The organism is Xenorhabdus sp. BG5 (assembly GCF_015163665.1).
Classification (GTDB): Bacteria; Pseudomonadota; Gammaproteobacteria; order Enterobacterales; family Enterobacteriaceae; genus Xenorhabdus.
The window spans coordinates 434,312-453,539 of sequence record NZ_JADEUG010000001.1 but is presented as its reverse complement, the minus strand read 5'-3'; the positions used below and the strand labels follow the sequence as shown (position 1 = coordinate 453,539).

Annotated in this window: 22 protein-coding genes and 2 pseudogenes; 12 read left to right on the top strand and 12 right to left on the bottom strand. The window is 38.8% G+C overall.

Features of this window, described 5'->3' with window-relative positions; translation table 11 throughout:
- Window positions 1–776 precede the first annotated feature (776 nt).
- Window positions 777–1,958: pseudogene (gene cml, locus IQ209_RS01810) on the top strand (CmlA/FloR family chloramphenicol efflux MFS transporter); the annotation flags it as partial.
- 121 nt (window positions 1,959–2,079) lie between these two features.
- Here the strand turns inward: cml and nqrE are convergent.
- Entirely contained in the window at window positions 2,080–2,679 is a 600-nt protein-coding gene (nqrE, locus tag IQ209_RS01805; RefSeq protein WP_193848424.1) for an NADH:ubiquinone reductase (Na(+)-transporting) subunit E, read from the bottom strand.
- A gap of 91 nt (window positions 2,680–2,770) precedes the next feature.
- Here nqrE and IQ209_RS01800 point away from each other — a divergent pair, with 91 nt between their 5' ends.
- Window positions 2,771–2,989 carry a hypothetical protein gene (locus IQ209_RS01800; RefSeq protein ID WP_193848422.1) on the top strand — a complete coding sequence of 73 codons (219 nt, stop codon included), beginning with the start codon at window positions 2,771–2,773 and terminating at the stop codon, window positions 2,987–2,989.
- A gap of 202 nt (window positions 2,990–3,191) precedes the next feature.
- Here the strand turns inward: IQ209_RS01800 and IQ209_RS01795 are convergent, their stop codons facing one another.
- The gene (locus IQ209_RS01795; protein ID WP_193848420.1) at window positions 3,192–3,905 is read right to left on the bottom strand and encodes a LexA family transcriptional regulator; all 714 of its coding nucleotides are present in this window, start codon (window positions 3,903–3,905) and stop codon (window positions 3,192–3,194) included.
- A gap of 97 nt (window positions 3,906–4,002) precedes the next feature.
- Between IQ209_RS01795 and IQ209_RS01790 the strand changes: the two genes are divergently transcribed.
- The 6 genes from IQ209_RS01790 to lldD all read left to right on the top strand — a co-directional run bounded on the left by IQ209_RS01790 (window position 4,003) and on the right by lldD (window position 9,009).
- Entirely contained in the window at window positions 4,003–4,200 is a 198-nt protein-coding gene (locus IQ209_RS01790) for a Cro/CI family transcriptional regulator (protein WP_047771141.1), read from the top strand.
- Between the two features lie 110 nt (window positions 4,201–4,310).
- The gene (locus IQ209_RS01785; RefSeq protein WP_193848418.1) at window positions 4,311–4,763 is read left to right on the top strand and encodes a DUF2335 domain-containing protein; all 453 of its coding nucleotides are present in this window, start codon (window positions 4,311–4,313) and stop codon (window positions 4,761–4,763) included.
- Window positions 4,764–4,969: 206 nt separating this feature from the next.
- Window positions 4,970–5,512, top strand: coding sequence for an NADAR family protein (locus IQ209_RS01780; protein ID WP_193848416.1), 543 nt, complete (start codon window positions 4,970–4,972; stop codon window positions 5,510–5,512).
- Between the two features lie 317 nt (window positions 5,513–5,829).
- Window positions 5,830–6,585 carry a thioesterase II family protein gene (locus IQ209_RS01775; protein WP_193848414.1) on the top strand — a complete coding sequence of 252 codons (756 nt, stop codon included), beginning with the start codon at window positions 5,830–5,832 and terminating at the stop codon, window positions 6,583–6,585.
- A 104-nt stretch (window positions 6,586–6,689) separates the two neighbouring features.
- A complete protein-coding gene (locus tag IQ209_RS01770; RefSeq protein ID WP_339378857.1) occupies window positions 6,690–7,292 on the top strand; it encodes an alpha/beta fold hydrolase in 603 nt (200 codons plus the stop codon).
- Between the two features lie 574 nt (window positions 7,293–7,866).
- Window positions 7,867–9,009 carry an FMN-dependent L-lactate dehydrogenase LldD gene (gene lldD, locus IQ209_RS01765; RefSeq protein ID WP_193848412.1) on the top strand — a complete coding sequence of 381 codons (1,143 nt, stop codon included), beginning with the start codon at window positions 7,867–7,869 and terminating at the stop codon, window positions 9,007–9,009.
- Between the two features lie 60 nt (window positions 9,010–9,069).
- Here the strand turns inward: lldD and IQ209_RS01760 are convergent, their stop codons facing one another.
- On the bottom strand, window positions 9,070–9,576 hold the full coding sequence (locus IQ209_RS01760; RefSeq protein WP_193848410.1) for a DUF1543 domain-containing protein: 507 nt from the start codon (window positions 9,574–9,576) through the stop codon (window positions 9,070–9,072).
- An 11-nt stretch (window positions 9,577–9,587) separates the two neighbouring features.
- Entirely contained in the window at window positions 9,588–10,376 is a 789-nt protein-coding gene (locus tag IQ209_RS01755; RefSeq protein WP_193848408.1) for a PhzF family phenazine biosynthesis protein, read from the bottom strand.
- Between the two features lie 174 nt (window positions 10,377–10,550).
- Between IQ209_RS01755 and IQ209_RS01750 the strand changes: the two genes are divergently transcribed.
- Both IQ209_RS01750 and IQ209_RS01745 read left to right on the top strand, forming a co-directional pair.
- Window positions 10,551–10,886, top strand: coding sequence for a hypothetical protein (locus IQ209_RS01750; protein WP_228005644.1), 336 nt, complete (start codon window positions 10,551–10,553; stop codon window positions 10,884–10,886).
- A 185-nt stretch (window positions 10,887–11,071) separates the two neighbouring features.
- Window positions 11,072–11,533, top strand: a complete 462-nt coding sequence (locus tag IQ209_RS01745; RefSeq protein WP_193848406.1) for a hypothetical protein — start codon at window positions 11,072–11,074, stop codon at window positions 11,531–11,533.
- Window positions 11,534–11,645: 112 nt separating this feature from the next.
- On the opposite strand, the gene IQ209_RS01740 is transcribed toward IQ209_RS01745, so the two are convergent.
- The 6 genes and pseudogenes from IQ209_RS01740 to IQ209_RS01715 all read right to left on the bottom strand — a co-directional run.
- Window positions 11,646–12,290 (bottom strand): LysE family translocator, encoded by a 645-nt coding sequence (locus IQ209_RS01740; RefSeq protein ID WP_193848403.1) that lies wholly within the window; start codon window positions 12,288–12,290, stop codon window positions 11,646–11,648.
- Window positions 12,291–12,390: 100 nt separating this feature from the next.
- Window positions 12,391–13,326, bottom strand: coding sequence for a LysR family transcriptional regulator (locus IQ209_RS01735; protein ID WP_193848401.1), 936 nt, complete (start codon window positions 13,324–13,326; stop codon window positions 12,391–12,393).
- Window positions 13,327–13,480: 154 nt separating this feature from the next.
- Window positions 13,481–14,422, bottom strand: coding sequence for a Kdo(2)-lipid IV(A) acyltransferase (locus IQ209_RS01730; RefSeq protein WP_193848399.1), 942 nt, complete (start codon window positions 14,420–14,422; stop codon window positions 13,481–13,483).
- 169 nt (window positions 14,423–14,591) lie between these two features.
- Window positions 14,592–14,825: a hypothetical protein gene (locus IQ209_RS01725; protein WP_193848397.1), complete on the bottom strand. Its 234-nt coding sequence runs from the start codon at window positions 14,823–14,825 to the stop codon at window positions 14,592–14,594.
- Between the two features lie 81 nt (window positions 14,826–14,906).
- Window positions 14,907–15,254 (bottom strand): hypothetical protein, encoded by a 348-nt coding sequence (locus tag IQ209_RS01720; protein ID WP_193848395.1) that lies wholly within the window; start codon window positions 15,252–15,254, stop codon window positions 14,907–14,909.
- Window positions 15,255–15,581: 327 nt separating this feature from the next.
- Window positions 15,582–15,779 (bottom strand): annotated as a pseudogene (locus IQ209_RS01715) (capsid portal protein); the annotation flags it as partial.
- Between IQ209_RS01715 and IQ209_RS01710 the strand changes: the two are divergent.
- Together IQ209_RS01710 and IQ209_RS01705 are read left to right on the top strand one after the other, a co-directional pair.
- A protein-coding gene (locus IQ209_RS01710) for an IS1 family transposase (RefSeq protein ID WP_228005643.1) occupies window positions 15,751–16,463 on the top strand; the annotation gives its coding sequence in 2 pieces (ribosomal slippage) (window positions 15,751–16,006 and window positions 16,006–16,463; 714 coding nt in all). The pseudogene IQ209_RS01715 and the gene IQ209_RS01710 sit on opposite strands and share 29 nt — an antisense overlap.
- Before the next feature lie 454 nt (window positions 16,464–16,917).
- Complete coding sequence (locus IQ209_RS01705; protein ID WP_193848393.1) at window positions 16,918–17,976, top strand: rhodanese-related sulfurtransferase; 1,059 nt, start codon at window positions 16,918–16,920, stop codon at window positions 17,974–17,976.
- A gap of 127 nt (window positions 17,977–18,103) precedes the next feature.
- On the opposite strand, the gene IQ209_RS01700 is transcribed toward IQ209_RS01705, so the two are convergent.
- Both IQ209_RS01700 and bssS read right to left on the bottom strand, forming a co-directional pair.
- Window positions 18,104–18,697 carry a LuxR C-terminal-related transcriptional regulator gene (locus IQ209_RS01700; protein WP_193848391.1) on the bottom strand — a complete coding sequence of 198 codons (594 nt, stop codon included), beginning with the start codon at window positions 18,695–18,697 and terminating at the stop codon, window positions 18,104–18,106.
- Between the two features lie 213 nt (window positions 18,698–18,910).
- A complete protein-coding gene (gene bssS, locus IQ209_RS01695; RefSeq protein WP_099131256.1) occupies window positions 18,911–19,165 on the bottom strand; it encodes a biofilm formation regulator BssS in 255 nt (84 codons plus the stop codon).
- Between the last annotated feature and the right edge of the window lie 63 nt (window positions 19,166–19,228).

The window sequence follows — 19,228 nt, the reverse complement described above, 5'->3', positions numbered from 1 at the left end:
TTTGGTAGTGGTTCTGATACCAATCGCAATAATATTTTTTTATTTTACCCTTGTCAAAAATATACAATTAACTATTGGCAGTATAAAATATTGACTAATTAACAATTCACTTTATTTATTGCTAAGGTGGTGCGGTTATAGGTATATTTCACTTCTTTTTCTGGTGAGGGGGATGTAATATTCTGTTTGGCTTTAATATTTCCCTATTTAATTATTGTCTGGTTTCTGTTGAATTCATTTATACCAATCCAACTTCAAGATGCGTGTTATATTTCCCCGCGCAGCAGGGAAATATAAGGCCTCGCCTCGTCTTGCGGATTGCAGCTTGAAGTTTATTGAGTATATACCTCAGTTGTCCCAACATCGAACTATATGCCTTTTCAAAATTAAGAATTAAGCCGTTCAAAACACGCCTCAAATGTTTTGTTTTTACATGATTTTCTTTGGAGTGTGTTGAACGCGTTCTGGTATACTTGATTTTCCTGCTAGTACATGCAGGTAACGCGGGTGGTTAAAAGGAGTGGCGTATTTAGCGAAATCCGCCGTAAACCCTTGCCCCGATAGGGCGGGAAGTAGTCACTTATCCATCTGAAAATAAACAATTATTTATAAAACACCCTCGTGATTTAAGGCCACAGGATAACCCATATATGACAATGCACAAAACAGATAGATAAGCCGCAGCAACCACTGTTTTTTCGGTTGTTGCGGCGTTCTCAAGAAGCACTTAATTCTATGAGCACGCCGCCAAATTCTTAACTTTAGGAGATGGATTCGTGCACTCAAAAGATTTTTTCTGGCAATATTCTCTTACCACCACAATATTACTGTTGTCCCCATTCAATTTACTGGCATCACTGGCTATGGATATGTATCTGCCCGTAATTCCTTTTATCGCTGATGCACTTGGTGCCGGAGTCGGAGCGATCCAGCTAACGCTGACTGCATATATGATCCTGTTAGGCGTAGGCCAACTTCTATTTGGCCCGCTGTCAGATCGATTAGGTCGCCGTCCTGTTTTGCTTAGCGGTGGAATTGCTTATACGGTTGCTTCATTCGGCCTTGCCATTACTTCATCGCCAGAAGTTTTTTTAGGTCTTCGCATTATTCAAGCCTGTGGGGCTTCGGCATGTCTCGTAGCTATGTTCGCGGCTGTACGCGATATCTATTCGGGCCGTAAAGAAATCAATGTGATCTATGGCTTGCTTGGTTCTATGCTTGCTATGGTTCCGGCAGTGGCTCCTTTGCTCGGAACATTGATTGACATTTGGTTGGGGTGGCGCGCAATCTTTGGTTTATTAGGATGTGCTATGTCAATTACGGTCATTGTGGTCTGGAAACTCTGTCCAGAAACCAGACGGCAACGGACGGCAGACTTACAGTGGTCGCAATTATTTCTTCCTGTAAAGCGCCTGAATTTTTGGATGTACACACTCTGCTACAGTGCAGGGCTGGGGAGTTTCTTCGTTTTCTTTTCAACTGCACCTTGGGTAATGATGAGTCGACAAGGATTATCACAAATTACTTTCAGCTTGCTATTTGCAACTGTGGCTATCGCAATGATGGTGACTGCGCGAAGTGTGGGTGGTTTGATTACCCGATGGGGAACCCTAAATACGTTGCGGGCGGGGATGTTTTGCCTGATGGCAGGAGCGTTGTTGCTATCTGTTGGAGAAACGCTCATACCTGAGTCGGTAATTGGCTTCATCGTCCCAATGTGGCTTGTCGGTGTTGGGATCTCTATGGCGATTTCAGTCGCACCTAATGGCGCACTACAAGGTTTTGATCATATGGCCGGAACTGCAACAGCATTTTACTCCTGTTTGGGTGGGGTATTGTTGGGAATAGGCGGAACACTCACCATTACACTTTTATCTAATGCCACTACCTGGCCGATTATCGTTTATTGCCTGGCTCTGGCAACCGTAGTACTTTGTTTGTCCTGCTTTATTAACAATGGAAGGCAAGAATAGTCGGATCAAAGTTGTTCAGCGGATTGACCTGTGAATACCTCGACAGGATTATAAGCCTCGCGTTTGCGCGGCTTTTTTACTTTTATCAGTTAATTTATTCATTTTACTAAATTGATATCCCAGAGAATGACATAAATCCAAGTGACATAAGGCCGACAGTGATAAAAGTAATTCCTAACCCCTTTAATCTTTTGGGTATATTTGAGTATTTCATTTTTTCTCGTAGTCCGGCTAGGGCAATAATCGCTAGCATCCAACCAATGCCACAACCAGCGCCATAAGTAATAGATTCAGCAAAGTTATAGTTTCGCTCAACCATAAATATAGTAGCGCCAAAAATCGCGCAGTGAATAGTGAGCAATGGCAGGAAAATTCCTAGCGAGTGGTAAAGGGAGGGAATAAATTTATCGAGAAACATCTCCAAAATTTGGACAAGAGCAGCTAAAACACCGATAAAGGTTATAAAGTTCAGAAATGATAAATCTATTCCTTCAATGAGAGTATTTTCTTTGAGTATGTAATTATAAATTAAGTTATTGATTGGAGTGGCTAATGTAAGCAGTACAGTGACTGTTACACCCAGTTTAAATGCGGTTTTAACCTCTTTAGAGACAGCTAAAAAAGTACACATTCCAAGGAAGAAACTTAAAGCCATATTCTCAATAAAAGCTGCTTTAATGAGTATATTTAAGTGATTTTCAATCATAATTTCCTCTTATGTGTGTTAATCTGTTTATAGTTTAAATAAAACAGTGAATTACTTAAAGCTATCTTTTAAAAAAATGGGAGGTAGATTTATGAGTATGAACTTGGAAGAGAGCGTTTTATCAGCGCTTGATGAGCATTACCCTGAGTTACGTCATAAACTTGATCATTATGATATTGAAGTGACTCAAGCGAATTGCAGCATAAGAATGTGGATTAAAGGCGAAGTTTTGCCAAGATATGTCATATTTGATAGGGACATTGATACTGACAATTTGTACCTGACACACGGAATCAGTAATGAAATCTAGCAAAATGTTGGTACGTATTTTTACAGCTGGTTTTACCACTCGATCGGGGTTGAATAATACTCGAAATGGTTTGTTAAATTAATATATATAACAAAAAATAGATAGTGCCCCGATCATTACGGATAATGCTGTTTTCATAACTGCTAACGTCATTTGATAACGAGTAAGTCTGGTTCATTATTTTCAGGTAACTTATTATTTTTTAAGGTAATTCTCCAATCTTCGCTTCCACAACCACGCCAATAATATGTACTTGATTGCTAAGAGGAATCATATTGTACTGAGAATTTAGTGGCTTTAAAAACGTATCATATCCTTCTGTAATCAGTTGCTTGAAAGTCAGTTCTTTCTCTCCATCAAGTTTTGCTACGACTAAATTGTTGGGAGTCGGCTTAACTTCTGGATCAACTAAAATGATCATACCTTGCGGTATGCTGAGTCCATTCGGCGATACCATTGAATCACCTTTTACTTCCAGCCAAAAAGCACGTTGTGAACATTCAGCACAGGTTTCATATGCCCTTGCAGTGCGGCTTGTTTGGTATTTTGGTGAGGGATCTTCGCACCAACTACCTGCATTTACCCAGTCGAGTAATGGATATTGCTTATGTAGGTGCATATGACTGGCAAATGCAGCATTATCGCCATCGAGAACAGAGACAAGTTTTCTTGCTTGTTTATCCAGCGATGGGCTGAAATCTGCAATTTTGACTTCCAGTTTTTGGGCAAAATAAATCGCCATCTCCAAGTTAAGGGCGTTTATCCCGTTGAGATAGTGTGAAATTGCACTTTGTGTCTTGCCGATTTCTTCTGCAAGCGTTTCCTGAGAGATGCCGAGCTGTTTCTTCTTAGACTCGAATAGCGCTTTTAAACGTGCTGCATCTGCAAGTTGTTCTGCTGTAAGTTTCTTTTTCATTGGATCATTTTAATACCAACGCTATTAAAATGATAAATACTAAAAGTATTGAAATATTTAGTACTTTAGATATTATTTTGAGAGGAGGAGAAATCGTATGGAAAAAATCCCATTATCAGAATATGTAAAGTTGAATGGTCAAGTTAAAGCAGCTCGTTTGGTAGGTGTTCATCAAACAGCGATCAGTAAGGCGTTGCGTTCAGGCCGGAAAATATTTTTGATTCGTCAAGAAGATGGAACCTACAAAGCTGAAGAATGCCGCCCGTTCCCTAGCCAAAAGCAAGGTGTATTGTGAATAACGAAGATATCAGAAGTACGATTAATTCATCTCTATTATAGGTTGAACTTAATTATCTCACTGATTTTATTAAAGCATTTTTTGTGTATATTGCTGAGGGAGAAAACGTGAACTTTAACATTGGTCATTACTTCAAAGCGATAGGGAGCATTCTTGACATTATGCCCGTAAATGATTACCGCAATGCTTTAGATGCTGATTCATCAGATGGATATTTACTCGAAAATAAAGAGATATCTCATTGTCTTGATTCATTTCCATCCCCTGAAGTATTGAAGAAATATGAATCAATTTTACCCGGTTACGCTGAAAGAGTATTTACTTTCAGAGAAAAAGAGCAGATTTTTCAACATGAAAAGCAGAATAAGGCGTTGGATGGGGTGATAAACAGAGATAGGCGAGGGCAATGGATGGGCTTTTTTATTACCTTATTTATCTTAATCATTGCGACTGTTTTTGCTTTTAGAGGAGAAATATTATTTGCTGGTACTTTAATCACTATAGATTTGGTGGGATTGGTTTCTGTATTTGCCATTGGTCGTAAATTGAATATTAAATAATTTCAGAATAATATGAAGATCTATTAAAAAAACGTGTGGTTATTCTTACTTTCTCTCTTTTACATGAGTGATTTTTAATTTATTTTAGTTGTTTTTATGCTATATCAATCAAACTAATGTAATATGCATCGACAAACATAAAATAATTTGTATGATAGGGAATGTTTATGTATTAAAGATAAATTAGCATGTTATAGAGAGTTAGTATGGATATTAAAATCTTATGTGATTTGCACCAGACAGGAAAAAAACTGAAATATCTTTTTTTCTGGGGGCATAAAACCAATCATTCCAACCATATAACTAAATCTTGTTTAAGTCAGTGGTATCCAGCTCCATTTATTGTTGATAATATAAAATATGTCAGTGCGGAACATTATATGATGGCAGGTAAAGCCCGTTTGTTTAATGATCACGAAGTACTGAAAAAAATTATCAATGCTAAAAATCCAGGTGCGGCAAAAGCATATGGGCGTGAAATTCGAGGGTTTAACCAGTCGATTTGGGATGAACATCGGTTAAATATAGTGGTTGAAGGAAACTTAGCGAAGTTTTCTCAAAACAAGTCCTTGGCAGAGTTTTTATTGAATACTGGGGATAAAATATTAGTTGAGGCTAGTCCCGTTGACCGCATTTGGGGGATCGGATTATCAGAAGACACTCTTAACATTAATAATCCCTTGATGTGGGATGGTCTCAACTTACTCGGGTTTGCATTAATGGCTGTGCGCGATAAATTAAAGGTATAAACTTAAGCATAGAGCCCTATCTGATAGGCTCTATGCTTTTTATTGTAATCAACACGTTATCTATGTCTTAGGCATTTACTGAGTTTCTTTTGCTTCGCTCGCAATTGCATCAAATCTAGCGTTGTGAGTTAATTAATAATGATAAGCTAATCAATTTTTTCTGTTATAGAAAAAGAAATAGATAGTTATTATTCTTTCTCTAATGAATATTTTTCAAAGTTATTTATAATCAATCGATTTCAAGTTACAGTTGTAAACCACAAAGCAATAACTTGAAGAATTCATGGGAATCTCTTATCTGCTAAAGGAACTTCATTTTGTCTGATTCAGTTTTATTTTCTACGATTAAAAGGCCAGAGGCCGGAGCACAACTGTTATTTTTTCATCACGCCGGAGGCTCTTGTTTTTCCTACATTGAGTTGGCTCACAAGTTATCTGAATTTATTGAAATTTATTGTTTGGAGCTTGCAGGCAGGGGAATGCGTGTTTCAGAACCTTTTCAGGTGGATGTTGAAATTGTTTTGTCTGATATCCTTGCCGCAATAAAGCGTTTAAGGTTAGGAGAGGATAAACCTTTATTACTGTTTGGGCACAGTTTAGGCGCGGAACTTGCTTATCAGGTTGCTCGTAGGCTGGAGAGTGAATTACCAGAAAAGCAATTAGCACTTATTATCTCTGCCCGTGGTTTTATTGATCCCGAAGGGTTTAAAAATAAGCCATGTGAGGAATATTCTGACTCTTATGTTTTGAATATCCTTGAGCAATGTGAAGGAACACCGCCAGATGTTCTTGCTAACCCCGAATTACGTAATTATGTGATCAAAACAATGAAAAACGATCTCATTTTGTTGGATTCTTTGTCTTTATTACCGAAAGTAAAATTGAATATCCCAACCTATGTGATAGGAGGAGATCGGGATAATAGAGTTCCTGTTTCTCGTTTGGCGGAATGGAGGCGAGTGTTACCTGCGCCAATAGAACAACAAACTTTCACAGGAGGGCATTTTTACTTGTTTAATAATTATGCAGTAATTTCTTGGATCGAAAAACAGGTCAGAGAACTCGCAGGATAAGACTAAGGTCATGTACATTATTATTGACTTACCTCAATCTCAAGCTCTTAATGATTAGATGGTTGACTCTATAAATAGATAAATTATTAAATAGGAGAAAATGAGTGATCTCAGAAAAAATAAGTGGTCAAGGGCGATTTGCTGGCAAAAGAATAATTATTGTTCATGGATATACTGCTTCGCCTTCATCACATTGGTTCCCTTGGTTAAAAGAGAAACTTACTGAACAGGGCGCAGAGGTTATCATACCTACAATGCCTGATACATCGTCTCCTAAACCTGAAGCCTGGGCTAAGATGTTGATGGATATCGTCTCTAAGGTAGACAAAGACTCGATTTTTGTTGGTCATAGTCTTGGTTGTATCACGCTATTGCGGCATTTAGAATCGGTACGTTCTCAGCATCTTCGTATTGGTGGATATATTTTGGTTTCTGGATTTGACTCACCTCAAATTACTTTACCAGAATTGGATTCTTTTACTGTTGAACCGTTAGATTATACTTTCTTACGTGAAGTAACTGAACACCGTTTTTCACTTATTTCATCTAATGATGAAATTGTTTCTCCGCTATCCTCCCTAGCTTTGGTTCATTCTTTGCAAACGGAAGTGATTAATATTGTTAATGGTGGACATTTCCTTGATAGGGATGGATTCACTCGTTTGTTACCTGTTTATGATATTCTGGAAAATATGTTATCAGAATAAGCATAGATAAATGGTATCTTCTAACCCTCCAGCTTATTGATTTTATTCTGGAGGGAGGTATTAAATATAAAAGACCAATGAGTTATTTTAAATATGGTTTGTTGACTATAAGGTTTGAATATCATTTTAAATAGGGGCAATATAAAAATATATTTTTGATTTTTATGCTATTTGGATATTTATGTGAAAATGTAAATATAAATTACCAAGGAGTTAGTTATGGTGCTAATTCATTTCCCTCCTGTATCTAATGCAAATAATGATAATTTGATTAATGTAAATTATGTACACAAGATAGGGCAGTACTCTGCTAAAAATTTCAAATCGGTTTTTAGAACGGGTAGTCTTAAGTTGAGAAATAAAAGTGATATTTTTATTGATTCAATAAAATGGAGTTTTTTTTCGGTGGCTCTACGCTGGATTGGGCGCTGCCAGTGGAACAATATGCTTATTTTGATGATTTTATTGTTAGTGTAGAAAAACCTGATAACTTTTAAAGCATTGGGGATAAAGATGACCAAACATAATGGTATACCATAAAATGCACGAATAACTTTACATTAGGATAGATATTATGATTATTTCCGCTTCAACTGATTATCGGGATGCGGCACAAGCTAAGTTACCGCCTTTTCTGTTCCATTATATTGATGGTGGAGCCTATGCAGAGCATACCCTTAAACGTAATACCACAGACCTATCCAATATTGAGTTACGCCAGCGTGTGTTGAAAGATATGTCCAAATTAAGCCTGGAAACCAGTTTATTCGGTGAGAAGATGTCAATGCCGGTGACACTTGGTCCTGTTGGACTGACAGGAATGTATGCGCGTCGTGGCGAAGTGCAAGCCGCACGTGCCGCAGCCAAGAAGGGGATTTCATTTACTTTGTCGACGGTATCAGTATGTCCGATTGAAGAAGTCGCTCCTGCAATAGATCGTCCAATCTGGTTTCAGCTCTATGTGCTAAAAGATCGTGGTTTTATGCGTAATGTCCTGGAAAGAGCACAGGCTGCGGGAGTCAAAAATCTGGTATTTACCGTTGATATGCCAGTACCTGGGGCGCGTTACCGTGATGCACATTCCGGTATGAGTGGTCCGAATGCGGCCATGCGTCGTATTTTACAGGTGATGACTCATCCTCAATGGGCATGGAATGTCGGGTTGTGGGGCAAGCCACACGATCTGGGCAATATTTCTGTGTATCGTGGCAAACCGACTAAATTGGAAGACTATATTGGCTGGTTGGGAAATAATTTTGATCCCTCAATCTCATGGAAAGATTTGGAATGGATCCGTGATTTCTGGAAAGGACCAATGATTATCAAAGGTATCCTTGATCCAGAAGATGCTAAAGATGCTGTCCGTTTTGGGGCTGATGGTATTGTGGTCTCAAATCATGGCGGACGTCAGCTTGATGGTGTTTTATCAACGGCGCGCGCCTTGCCTGCGATTGCGGATGCAGTCAAAAACGATATTACCATTCTTACTGATTCCGGTATCCGGACCGGATTGGATGTAGTGAGAATGGTTGCCTTGGGTGCGGATAGCGTTTTGCTGGGGCGTGCTTTTGTTTATGCGTTAGCTGCGGCAGGTGAAGCGGGCGTTTCTAATTTGCTCGATCTGATTGAGAAAGAGATGCGGGTAGCGATGACTTTAACCGGAGCGAAATCGATTTCGGAGATTAATTCAGATTTACTGGTGCGTAATCAAGTCTAATGGTAGATGACGCTATGTTGGTCAGCAAATAAATTTTGCTGACCATATCTAATTAATCCTTTAAATACCAATAGGACGGTATCCTTGCCATTCAGGTTTATCTGGCTGACCGTGAGGATTTTCAGCTAAGTGGATATGATAGCCACTGACTTGTCTAAGGAGCAAGCAATCATCAACATCTTTCAGATTATCTTTATGTAATTGGCCATAACCAGACAGTAAACTTTCTTTGGCTTTTTCCTTCGCTTCTTCTGCTGAACGGGCGACAAAGAACCCAGATTCATGGGCTTCTGCGAGTGAATCTTTTTGGTAACCACCAAGGTTTACAAAGTAGAGTCGCATTGCCCCATGATATTCATCATGACTGATTGCGATATCATAGCCGTCAGACCACGTTAAGGGCATGTAACCATCCAGATGAAGTTTATCTTTATCACCAAACCAAACTTCGCGTAACAGAGGGTATGCTTCTTCTATTTTTTCTACTACAGCAAATTGGACATCGTGAACTTCAATATTGGATTTTCCAGCATTTCCACCAAGATAGAACATGTATAATTGAGGCATTTTTTTCCTGCTTATATATTTTCTAGCAATATCTCACCGTGTGAAAAGAGCCTCGCCTTACCTGTCAGATAAACACGATCCCCATTTATGCGACATAACAGCTCACCGCCGCGTTCTGATAATTGACGGGCATGAAGCTCAGTTTTATTGAGCTGCTTTCCCCAGAAAGGAGCAAGAACACAATGGCTGGAGCCTGTAACAGGATCTTCATTGACACCTTTAGCTGGTGAAAAATAGCGAGAAACGAAATCAGCGGACGAATCACCGAGAGCGGTAATGGTAAGTCCTGACAAGGGCAGGGCCGCAATCTTATTAAAATCGGGGTGGGTATTAATGATTTGTTCTACAGAATCTAAAACACAAATATAACGATCATGAGAAGCCAAAACTGCGGAAACATTTTGTCCCAGGGCGTCTTGTATGACAGGAATGAGGTCATTTTCTTCATGGCAATCGGCGACAGGAAAATCCAATGTAAAAACACCATTTTGATGAGAAACCCGGAGTTCACCTGAGCGGCTTTTGAATGTGAGTAATTTCTCTTGGATGTTGCGATGGGTTATGAGGACAAACGCGGTCGCCAGTGTTGCATGTCCACATAAATCGACTTCGACTTTAGGTGTAAACCAGCGTAGATGATTTTCTACCAAAAAAGCGGTCTCCGGCAGGCCAATTTCAGCAGCGATAGAAATCAGTATTTCATCTGTTGGCCATTTATCCAGCAAAACAACCGCAGCAGGATTGCCAGAAAACGATTTTTCCGTAAAGGCATCGACGTGATAAATAGGATATGGGTGCATCAGAATCTCACTTAATTTTTATAATGAAAAGCAAAATATAGAATGTTGAAACCTTATTGATTTGTAAAGAGTTATTTTGTTTGATTGCAAAATACACAGAAATTGTAGTGTTGACCTTAGGTGATAATGGTTATTAAATAATAATTCTTTGTTATAGTTCCACTAAGGAAGAATATGAAAATCAAAGGATCCCATTGCCTGTTTTTTATTTTGTCAGTGTGGTTTTCTCAGGCTCTGGCTTTGGATTTAAGCTACCAAAGCGATGTACCCGCGGATAACAACCCCTCAAAAGAGTACCTGAAAAAGAGGGACAAATTGCACGATGGAAATTGGGGAACCGAAAAACTGGCTAAAGATAATGCCTTAGCTGAGAAGCAGGAAAATGAACAGAAAGAGTATAATAATCGATCATCTGATTGGTATAGGTCGAACAGCTTTAGCTTTAAGGATTATCCCCCCAATCCGCAAGATCTAAAGCGAGATATAGAACGATTAATGAAACAAAACTGACCGTATTCAGAGGGCAAACTAAACGTCATTGCTATAGGACAACAAATCAAAAGAGGCTTGAGATTTTATTAATTGAGCCCGTAGCCGCTAGCGAAGACTTAGACTTTCTCTGAAGTCGTGATGCACAATATGATAATGATTATTAATAATAATAACTATTTGTTATAGTCCCAATAAGGAATGATATGAAAATCAAAGGATCTCATTGCCTGTTTTTTATTTTGTCAGTCTGGTTTTCTCAGGCTCTGGCATTGGATTTAAGCTACCAAAGCGATATGCCCGCGGATAACAAACCCTCAGAAGAGTACCTGAAAAAGAGGAACACACTGGATAGTGGGAATTGGAATACCGAAAAATTGGCTAAAGATAATGCTTTAGCCGAGAAACGGGAGAATGAACAGAAAGAATATAATGATAAATTTAATAAGCACCACAATGGACTTGATAAAGAGAGCTGGAAACTGTCTTATGATTGGAGTGATCAACAGTTTAAATTTGCCCATAAGCCACAAGACGACATGATGCATCATTTCAGAGAGCAGGGTAAACGCCGTTGCTATAGGGAGACAAGGCAGAAATTAGAGAAAGAGCAGGGGAATGGTTATTCCTATGCTGATATTGCCGATGCCTGCTCTCCTTACTATTAAGTGAGTTAACACAGGATACAACCCTGCCGCTTAAATGTAACAAAAGCTAAGATATAGTGTGCAAGGATGCCAAAAATAGCGAAAGGATTCGTAAATTTAGTAGCAAAAGGTATTAAACGATTGGTAGACGCTGGTCAATACATAAGTTAATGGCTAATACTATAAATATCAAGCTGGTAATTTTATTAAGAATAGTTTGTACTGATGGTTTACTGGATATCATTTTATTTAAAAATCCGGATAAATAGGATATGATCGTAAATACAATAAAAGCAATTACGACAAATATTAAACCTAGATATAATAATTGAAGAGATACTGAAATAGCGATTGTATTGTCAGTAGTAAACTGGGGCAGAAAAGCCAAAAAGAAAATAATTACTTTTGGATTTGATAGATTCATAAACAAACCTTTCTTAATGAATTTTTTTGTGTCATTAAAACTTTTGGTGTTGCTTTTGATATGAATAGGCTTTGCCTTAAAGGCTCCCCAAGCCAGATAGATTAAATAAAATACACCAAATAATTTGATAATTTTAAAGGCCAGCGTATTAGCTTGTATTATTGCTGCAATGCCTAATGAAACTAAAGAAGTATGTATTACTAATCCAATACATAAACCAATGGTAATTAATATTCCATATTTGCACCCATTTATTGCAGACTGACTTAAAACTAAAATATTATCAGGGCCTGGCAAGAAGCATAGGAAGGTTGAAATACTGATAAATGTAACAAGTGTTTCTATAGAAAGCATATTTATTACCATTATAGAATTAAAAATAACTGATGTTACCATCTATGAAAAAGTGATGATTATATTAATGTAACAAGGTCATCTATAAAAGACGAAAAATCTACTTGTAGGTATGAATTAATTTCATACCATGTTCGATAGTTCTTTCAAGATGAGTTTTGATCAGAGGAAAACAAATATCCCTAAACCATCTATGCTCTGGATCTTGGTGAAGTTTCGCATGCCATAGCAAATAGTATTTTTGTGCTTTAATATCAATAGGTAAACGTCTTATTTGTAAATCATAATCTTGAGCAAAATCAGCAGCAATATGCAGAGGTATGGTTAGCATGGTGTCTGTTTTTAACAATAACTCAATGGCCGCCTGGAAAAAGGGAACTGTAGCGTAAATGTGGCGATTTAGGTTCATCTTTGCCAACATGTGATCGACAGAACTGTCTTTATCTCCCCCACCACTGATCAAAATATGTCGGCCTTCTGTATAGTCGTTAATAGTCATATCGCTATCAGCTTTGGGATGTGAATTTCTAAATACAACGGTAAGTTGATCTTCAGCCATCATTTTACCGTATAAGTTATCCGGTATTGTATCAGCAATGGTTGCGACTAAATCAATATCTTGCTCAGCAAACTTATTCAACTTGTCTTTATGCCACAATTTATATTCAATACTCACGTTAGGAGCATTAGCTTCAATGCTAGAAATTATAGATGGCAAGATGGCTTGGGCGACATAATCACTGGATGCTAAGGTGAATGTTCTCTGACAAAGATTTGGTTCCATTCTCTCTGGTGCATAGAGGTTATCTAATTGTTGCATCAAAGCTGGAAGTTTTTCTTTCAGTTTATCGCCTTTTTGGGTGAGAATAAATTGGTTTGTCTCCCTCACAATAATTTTGTCATGAAAATCTTCACGCAACTGATGTAATATTTTGCTCATTGCTGATTGTGTAACACCTAATTGCTTTGAAGACTCAGTTAGGTTAAGTGTTTGCAATATTGATACTAAAGCGGGTAATAACTTGTAATTATTCAAGATGTGCTTTCCATGAAGTGAAACATTTAATTATTATTATAATAATATTATGTAACCAATGTGAACCCTGGGCAAAATACTACTAAATATTCCTGACTCAGATATGGGGAAGATATTGGCTGTTACTTAGGAAATAACAGCCAGATGATGTTGATCAGTGAATATTCTCATTGTCACCATACAAAGATGGCATACCTTTAGGGCGAGTTTTGAAACGGCGATGCAACCACATATATTGATCGGGTGCCTGCATAATTTCCTTTTCAATCACCTTATTCATGAATGTTGCTGCTTCTGTTTCATCTTGCAAAGGAAAATTTTCGACAGCGGGTTGAATAATTAACTCATAACCCTTGCCATTGGGTAACCTTCGCGGAGTAAAAGGGATCAGTGCTGGTTTGGCCAAACGGACGAGAATTGAGGTTCCGGTTGTAGTTGCAGCGTGTTCAACAGCAAATAATGGGGCAAATACACTGTTACGTGGACCGTAATCGTGATCAGGGGCATACCAAACAATTTCACCATTTTTTAGGCATCGGATCATGCCCTTAACATCTTTTCTATCCAGCATGTATTTATTGGAGCGGAGCCTCCCCCAAGTCTGTAGCCAATCCATGACAGGATTGTCATTGGGACGATAAACACCAATACCTGGGTTCAGCATACCAAAAATACGCGCTCCCAATTCCAGCGTTAAGAAATGGATACCAATGACAATAATTCCCTGGCCTGTGGATTGCACTTGTTGGATATGTTCCCGTCCAGTGACCTTGAACCAACGCTTGATGCGCCAGTCAGGCCAAAACCAAGCCATTCCTGTCTCAAACAGGCCCATGCCAACAGATTCGAAATTTCTGACTAGCCATTCTTGTCGTTTCTCTGCTGGCATATCAGGGAAACAGAGGGACAGATTGCGCTCTGCAACTTTGGCCCGTTTTTTTAAGAAACGCAGTGAAAGTCGTCCAAGTCGGGTTCCCATCCAATAAATCGCTGGATAAGGTAGCAAAACCAGTAAATAAAGTATGCCAATACCTAGCCAAGTTAGCCAGTAGCGGGGATGTAAAAGCGAACGACAAAAAGGAGGTGCTTGTATCATGTGTTTTCTGTATGTTATTTGTTATTTTGAATCGGTTTCAATCTGTCTGAATTATAGATGCCTAAGATAGACTCTAAAAATCGGATTGGTGTATTGTGACACTTTTTAGTGGAATATCGAAATTTTGCGGTATTAAATATTGAATCTGGTGATGACTCATTTGCCAGACTCACTGTTTGGTAAGGTTTTGCTGCCTCTGACCATCGTAGTCACCATCCCCCTGTATCGGCGTGATGGAAAAGCATAAATCACTATCCGCTATCTCACGCTGCTGATCCGCAAAGATGATGCACAATTGCAGCAGACACTGGAAGCGCTGACAACGCGGCAGTGTAGCCAGTGCGGTGATGCGCTTCCGGTGGCGGAATGCTGCTTTTTGGGTGACCTCAATGTTGGGTGACACAGGGCTGGCATGAAGTGAGGTTGTGACATGTCACGAAGTTATGAATAATCCCGCCTTTGAGGGGCGGGATAGGGATATAAATTAAAACCCTCGCCAATCATGGGGCGTCCAATATTTCATGACACGCCGGACGGCATCTTGCATAAACCCATTTATGGGTAATTGATTGAAAGCAGTGTCGTACCATAAATCATATTTAAATAATATCCATGCGCCGATCGACGGAGGTCGTGGGTAATAGGTGAGTGCAGATAGGTTACCACTATATCCAACATCTAAATCTAAATGAGCAGGGATGATATGTGGGACAGGTTCATATAAAATTAGTGTATTCAAATGATTATCTCTAGTCCAGTTTACTCTATATGTCTGTTTTTCGGATGCAATAAAATTGTCAATGTACTCATCTTTTGTAAGTAATCGGGCCATAAAATCTCCTACAAACTATCATTACATATCAGTAAGGCAGTTTCAGTTTTCGAATAAAAAAGCAGTGATATTCCCTCTTGCATAAAATCACTCATTTTGCGCCTCAATCCGCAAGATCAAATAAAGATCTCATACCCCGCAAAGCACCAGTATTAACGGGCTTTAGAAGATCCCTTGCAGGTGCATAAAAAGCGACACATTTAGTGGGCAGGCGCGGCGTCTAATGACGTGTCAAATTTCATCACATAATTATTACATTTGAAACTACATTTTATTCAGGCAAAAAAAGACCGCCTCGCAGACGGTCGTGTCATCAAGGTAGGTGGGTTAGTCGTTATTGTCCGTCTCCAGCGAATACCGGTCAAACCGCACCACTTCTTCCCCAAGCCAATCATTCAACTGCTGCATCTTGCTTTGCAGTGGCAGTAATTCGTTGCGCACAAACACCTTGGCCGCTTTCTCCACATCCCCAAAGCCGCCGGTGTTCTGCGGGATAATGCCCATTAATTGGAGCGGCACACGGTGTCGTTATTGTCACAAAACAGAAGATGTGAAAGGACATGGAAAAGGTCGTAGTGGGCATCAGCGTTATCACTGTTATGCCTGCCGTAAAACCTTTCAATTAAATTACACCTATCAGGCTTGCAAACCCGGAGTAAAAGCGCAGATCGTTGATATGGCGGTAAATAACAGCGGTATCAGAGACACCGCTCGGACTCTGAAGGTCGGTATCAACACGGTGCTCCGCACATTAAAAAACTCGACCCCAGACAGGTAACCACACTCCCATTGATGGGAAACAACATCGAAATTATCGGTGAAATCGATGAACAATGGTCGTTTGTTGGTAATAAGAAAAATCAGCGTTGGCTCTGGTATGCCTGGGAACCAAACCGAAAAACGGTAGTTGCGCATGTATTTGGTGATCGCAGCAGGAAAACGCTGGAAAATCTGTTAGCGCTACTGGCACCTTTTGAAATCCAATATTACTGTACCGATGATTATGCCGTCTATGACTGCCCTCCTGAGGGGAGGCACCTCAGAGGGAAGAAATTTACCCAGCGTATCGAGAGAACCAATCTGACTCTGCGTATTCGCATCAAGAGGCTCGATCGGAAAACAATAGGCTATTCCAAATCCGAAGAGATGCACGCTAAAGTGATAGGGACGTTTGTTGAACGTGAATACTATCTTGCAGGGGCGATCTAACTATTGGGAGCATGACCCCACTGTCACTAATCGATAGTGGTTGCCACATTTTCATTGATTTCTGCAAAACTGAGTGATTTGTTGATTGTGCGAAAGCACCAAATGAGGCCAGCAAAAGTGGTGTACAGATATATTTTTTCATTAAGATAATCCTTGATTTTCATAAGCATGTGTACGACTAAATATTGCATACAACAAACAATAATCAAGTTTTGTACCGTATGGGTGTGAGACTTATCTGATAATTTAGAAGACGTTCCGTTCAGCCATTACGGCAGATTGATAGATCCTGGTCACAGGAAAAAGTAATATTGTAGAAAATAAAAAACCCCTAGTATGATACAAGGGGTTTCTAGTTAAAATTTTTCGATAATGGTCTAGCGTGGACACTCTGTGGACATAGATAGACATTAATGTATTAATATCAATATGTTACAAGGATATTTTGAACACCATGCCAGTGTTACATAACCGTATTTCTAACAAAGAGTTGAAAGAGCACATGTTGGCTGAAATTGAGCCGCGCACTACTATCTCTTTTTATAAATATTTCACCATTTCCGCCCCACAGACTTTTCGCGATAGCCTGTATCAAAAGTTTACCGAGTTATCTGTCTTTGGGCGGGTTTATATCGCCAAAGAAGGTATCAATGCACAAATTAGTGTGCCTTCCAAGAATGTCGATGCGTTGAAGACATTATTGGATGAAACCGATCCGGCATTATATAATTTGCGCCTTAACATTGCGTTAGAAGATGATGGTAAATCATTCTGGGTGCTGCGCATGAAAGTGCGTGAGCGCATTGTTGCAGATGGGATTGAAGATGAAACTTTTGATTCATCTAAAACAGGTGAATATCTGAAGGTGGAGCAGGTTAACCAAATGCTGGATGATCCTGATACCGTCTTTGTCGACATGCGTAACCACTACGAATATGAAGTTGGGCATTTCGAAAACGCGATTGAAGTTCCATCAGATACGTTTCGTGAACAGCTGCCAATGGCTGTAGAAATGCTGAAGGATAATAAAGAAAAAAATATTGTTATGTACTGTACTGGCGGAATTCGTTGCGAAAAAGCAAGTGCTTATATGTTGCATAACGGCTTTAGCAAAGTTTACCACGTAGAAGGTGGCATTATTGAGTATGCCCGCAAAGCGAAAGAACAAGAATTGCCTGTTCGTTTTGTTGGTAAGAACTTTGTCTTTGATGAGCGTATGGGTGAGCGTATTACTGACGATGTTATTGCTCACTGTCACCAATGCGGAGCGACGTGTGATAGCCATACCAACTGTAAGAACGATGGTTGCCATTTGTTATTTATCCAGTGCCCATCTTGTGCAGCGCGTTTCGAAGGCTGTTGTAGCGATGCTTGCCGTGAAGAGATGAAACTGCCAGAAGAAGAACAGCGTGCCCGCCGTGCAGGAAGAGAGAATGGGGCTAAGATTTTTAATAAGTCCCGCTATCGATTAAATGATGGTTTGAATATTACATCACTGCAATCTATTAAATAGTAGTGATTTAAGTTATCGTCGTTCCCATCTTTCAAATTGTAGCTTTATTCTCTGTGCTTACTTATCCCATTCACATAATTTGTTATGTGAATGGGAATTTCGTACTAAAATAGATTATTCAAAAGACTTAACAAAAATATTTAAAGATATTGTAAATAAAAAGTAACTCTATTTTGTTAGATACCCCTATTTTTTCTATAATATGCCTCTTATGAGAATAAACTGTACTATTACTAATTTTTAAAGTTTTGGCAATTTTATGGGTATCCATTTCTAACATCCAATAATAGATAATACGATCTTCCTGATGACCAAAAATAGAACTATGCGCACTAAAATTAGAGAAATAACATTGAATATCATATGATGCCATTTCTTTTAGGCGTTCAAGTAATATCGTTAGATCTTTTTTTGGTAATATAAAGTCTTTATTTGTCAACTGGATAGGTGTTTTCCTGGTAGGGTATGTTTTATCTACATAAATATAGTTACGAGCACCATAAACTGAAGAAACTAATAACTTTAGTTGTTCACAATATTCACTGTAGTAACCATAACTGGTCAAATTCGCCAAAATAATATCTGGAGAGAAGGCAGGCAAAATATTTATGGCATCATGTATTGATACAGCGCCTAAAGAGAGAATATCTGTATTTTCTTTTAGGGATTCAATAATTCCCAGTCGTGTATAATAGCATTCATCAATGACTAATAGTTTCATTACTTGAACATCCTTGTTCTACTATGGTTATATTTAAATAATTAGCTTAATAGCTAAGTATTAGGCGGGTGAATACGGACGTATAATACAATATTATGAAGGATAATAAACCATATGGATAATTTTATTGGTTGATATGTGTTCAGTTGTGCATTTGGGACACTCAATATATTGAGTGTCCGAATGTGTTGGAGGTGTTAAACCTAGTTATTGTTAATGTTTAATATGATCAAGTTGGCTGTATTCTGAGGATTCTATTTTTTCAATCCCGGCTTGTAAAATGAGGATAAGCTGTTTGGCTACGCCTGTTGTTAACCATAACGTTTTGTCAACGCTGACATTTTCTGTTGTTTGATCTTGGGTGGATGAGTAATGAAGGCGTATCATCATGGCGTCATAGGCATCGACAATGCTGATATCCCAGCCTACAACAGGATGTGTTTGAATTATTTCATTTTCTTTTCCCATATAACCTCCTAATCAGACTACAGAATCATTATTGATATAATTGACTAAGAGCAAAAGGTCTCG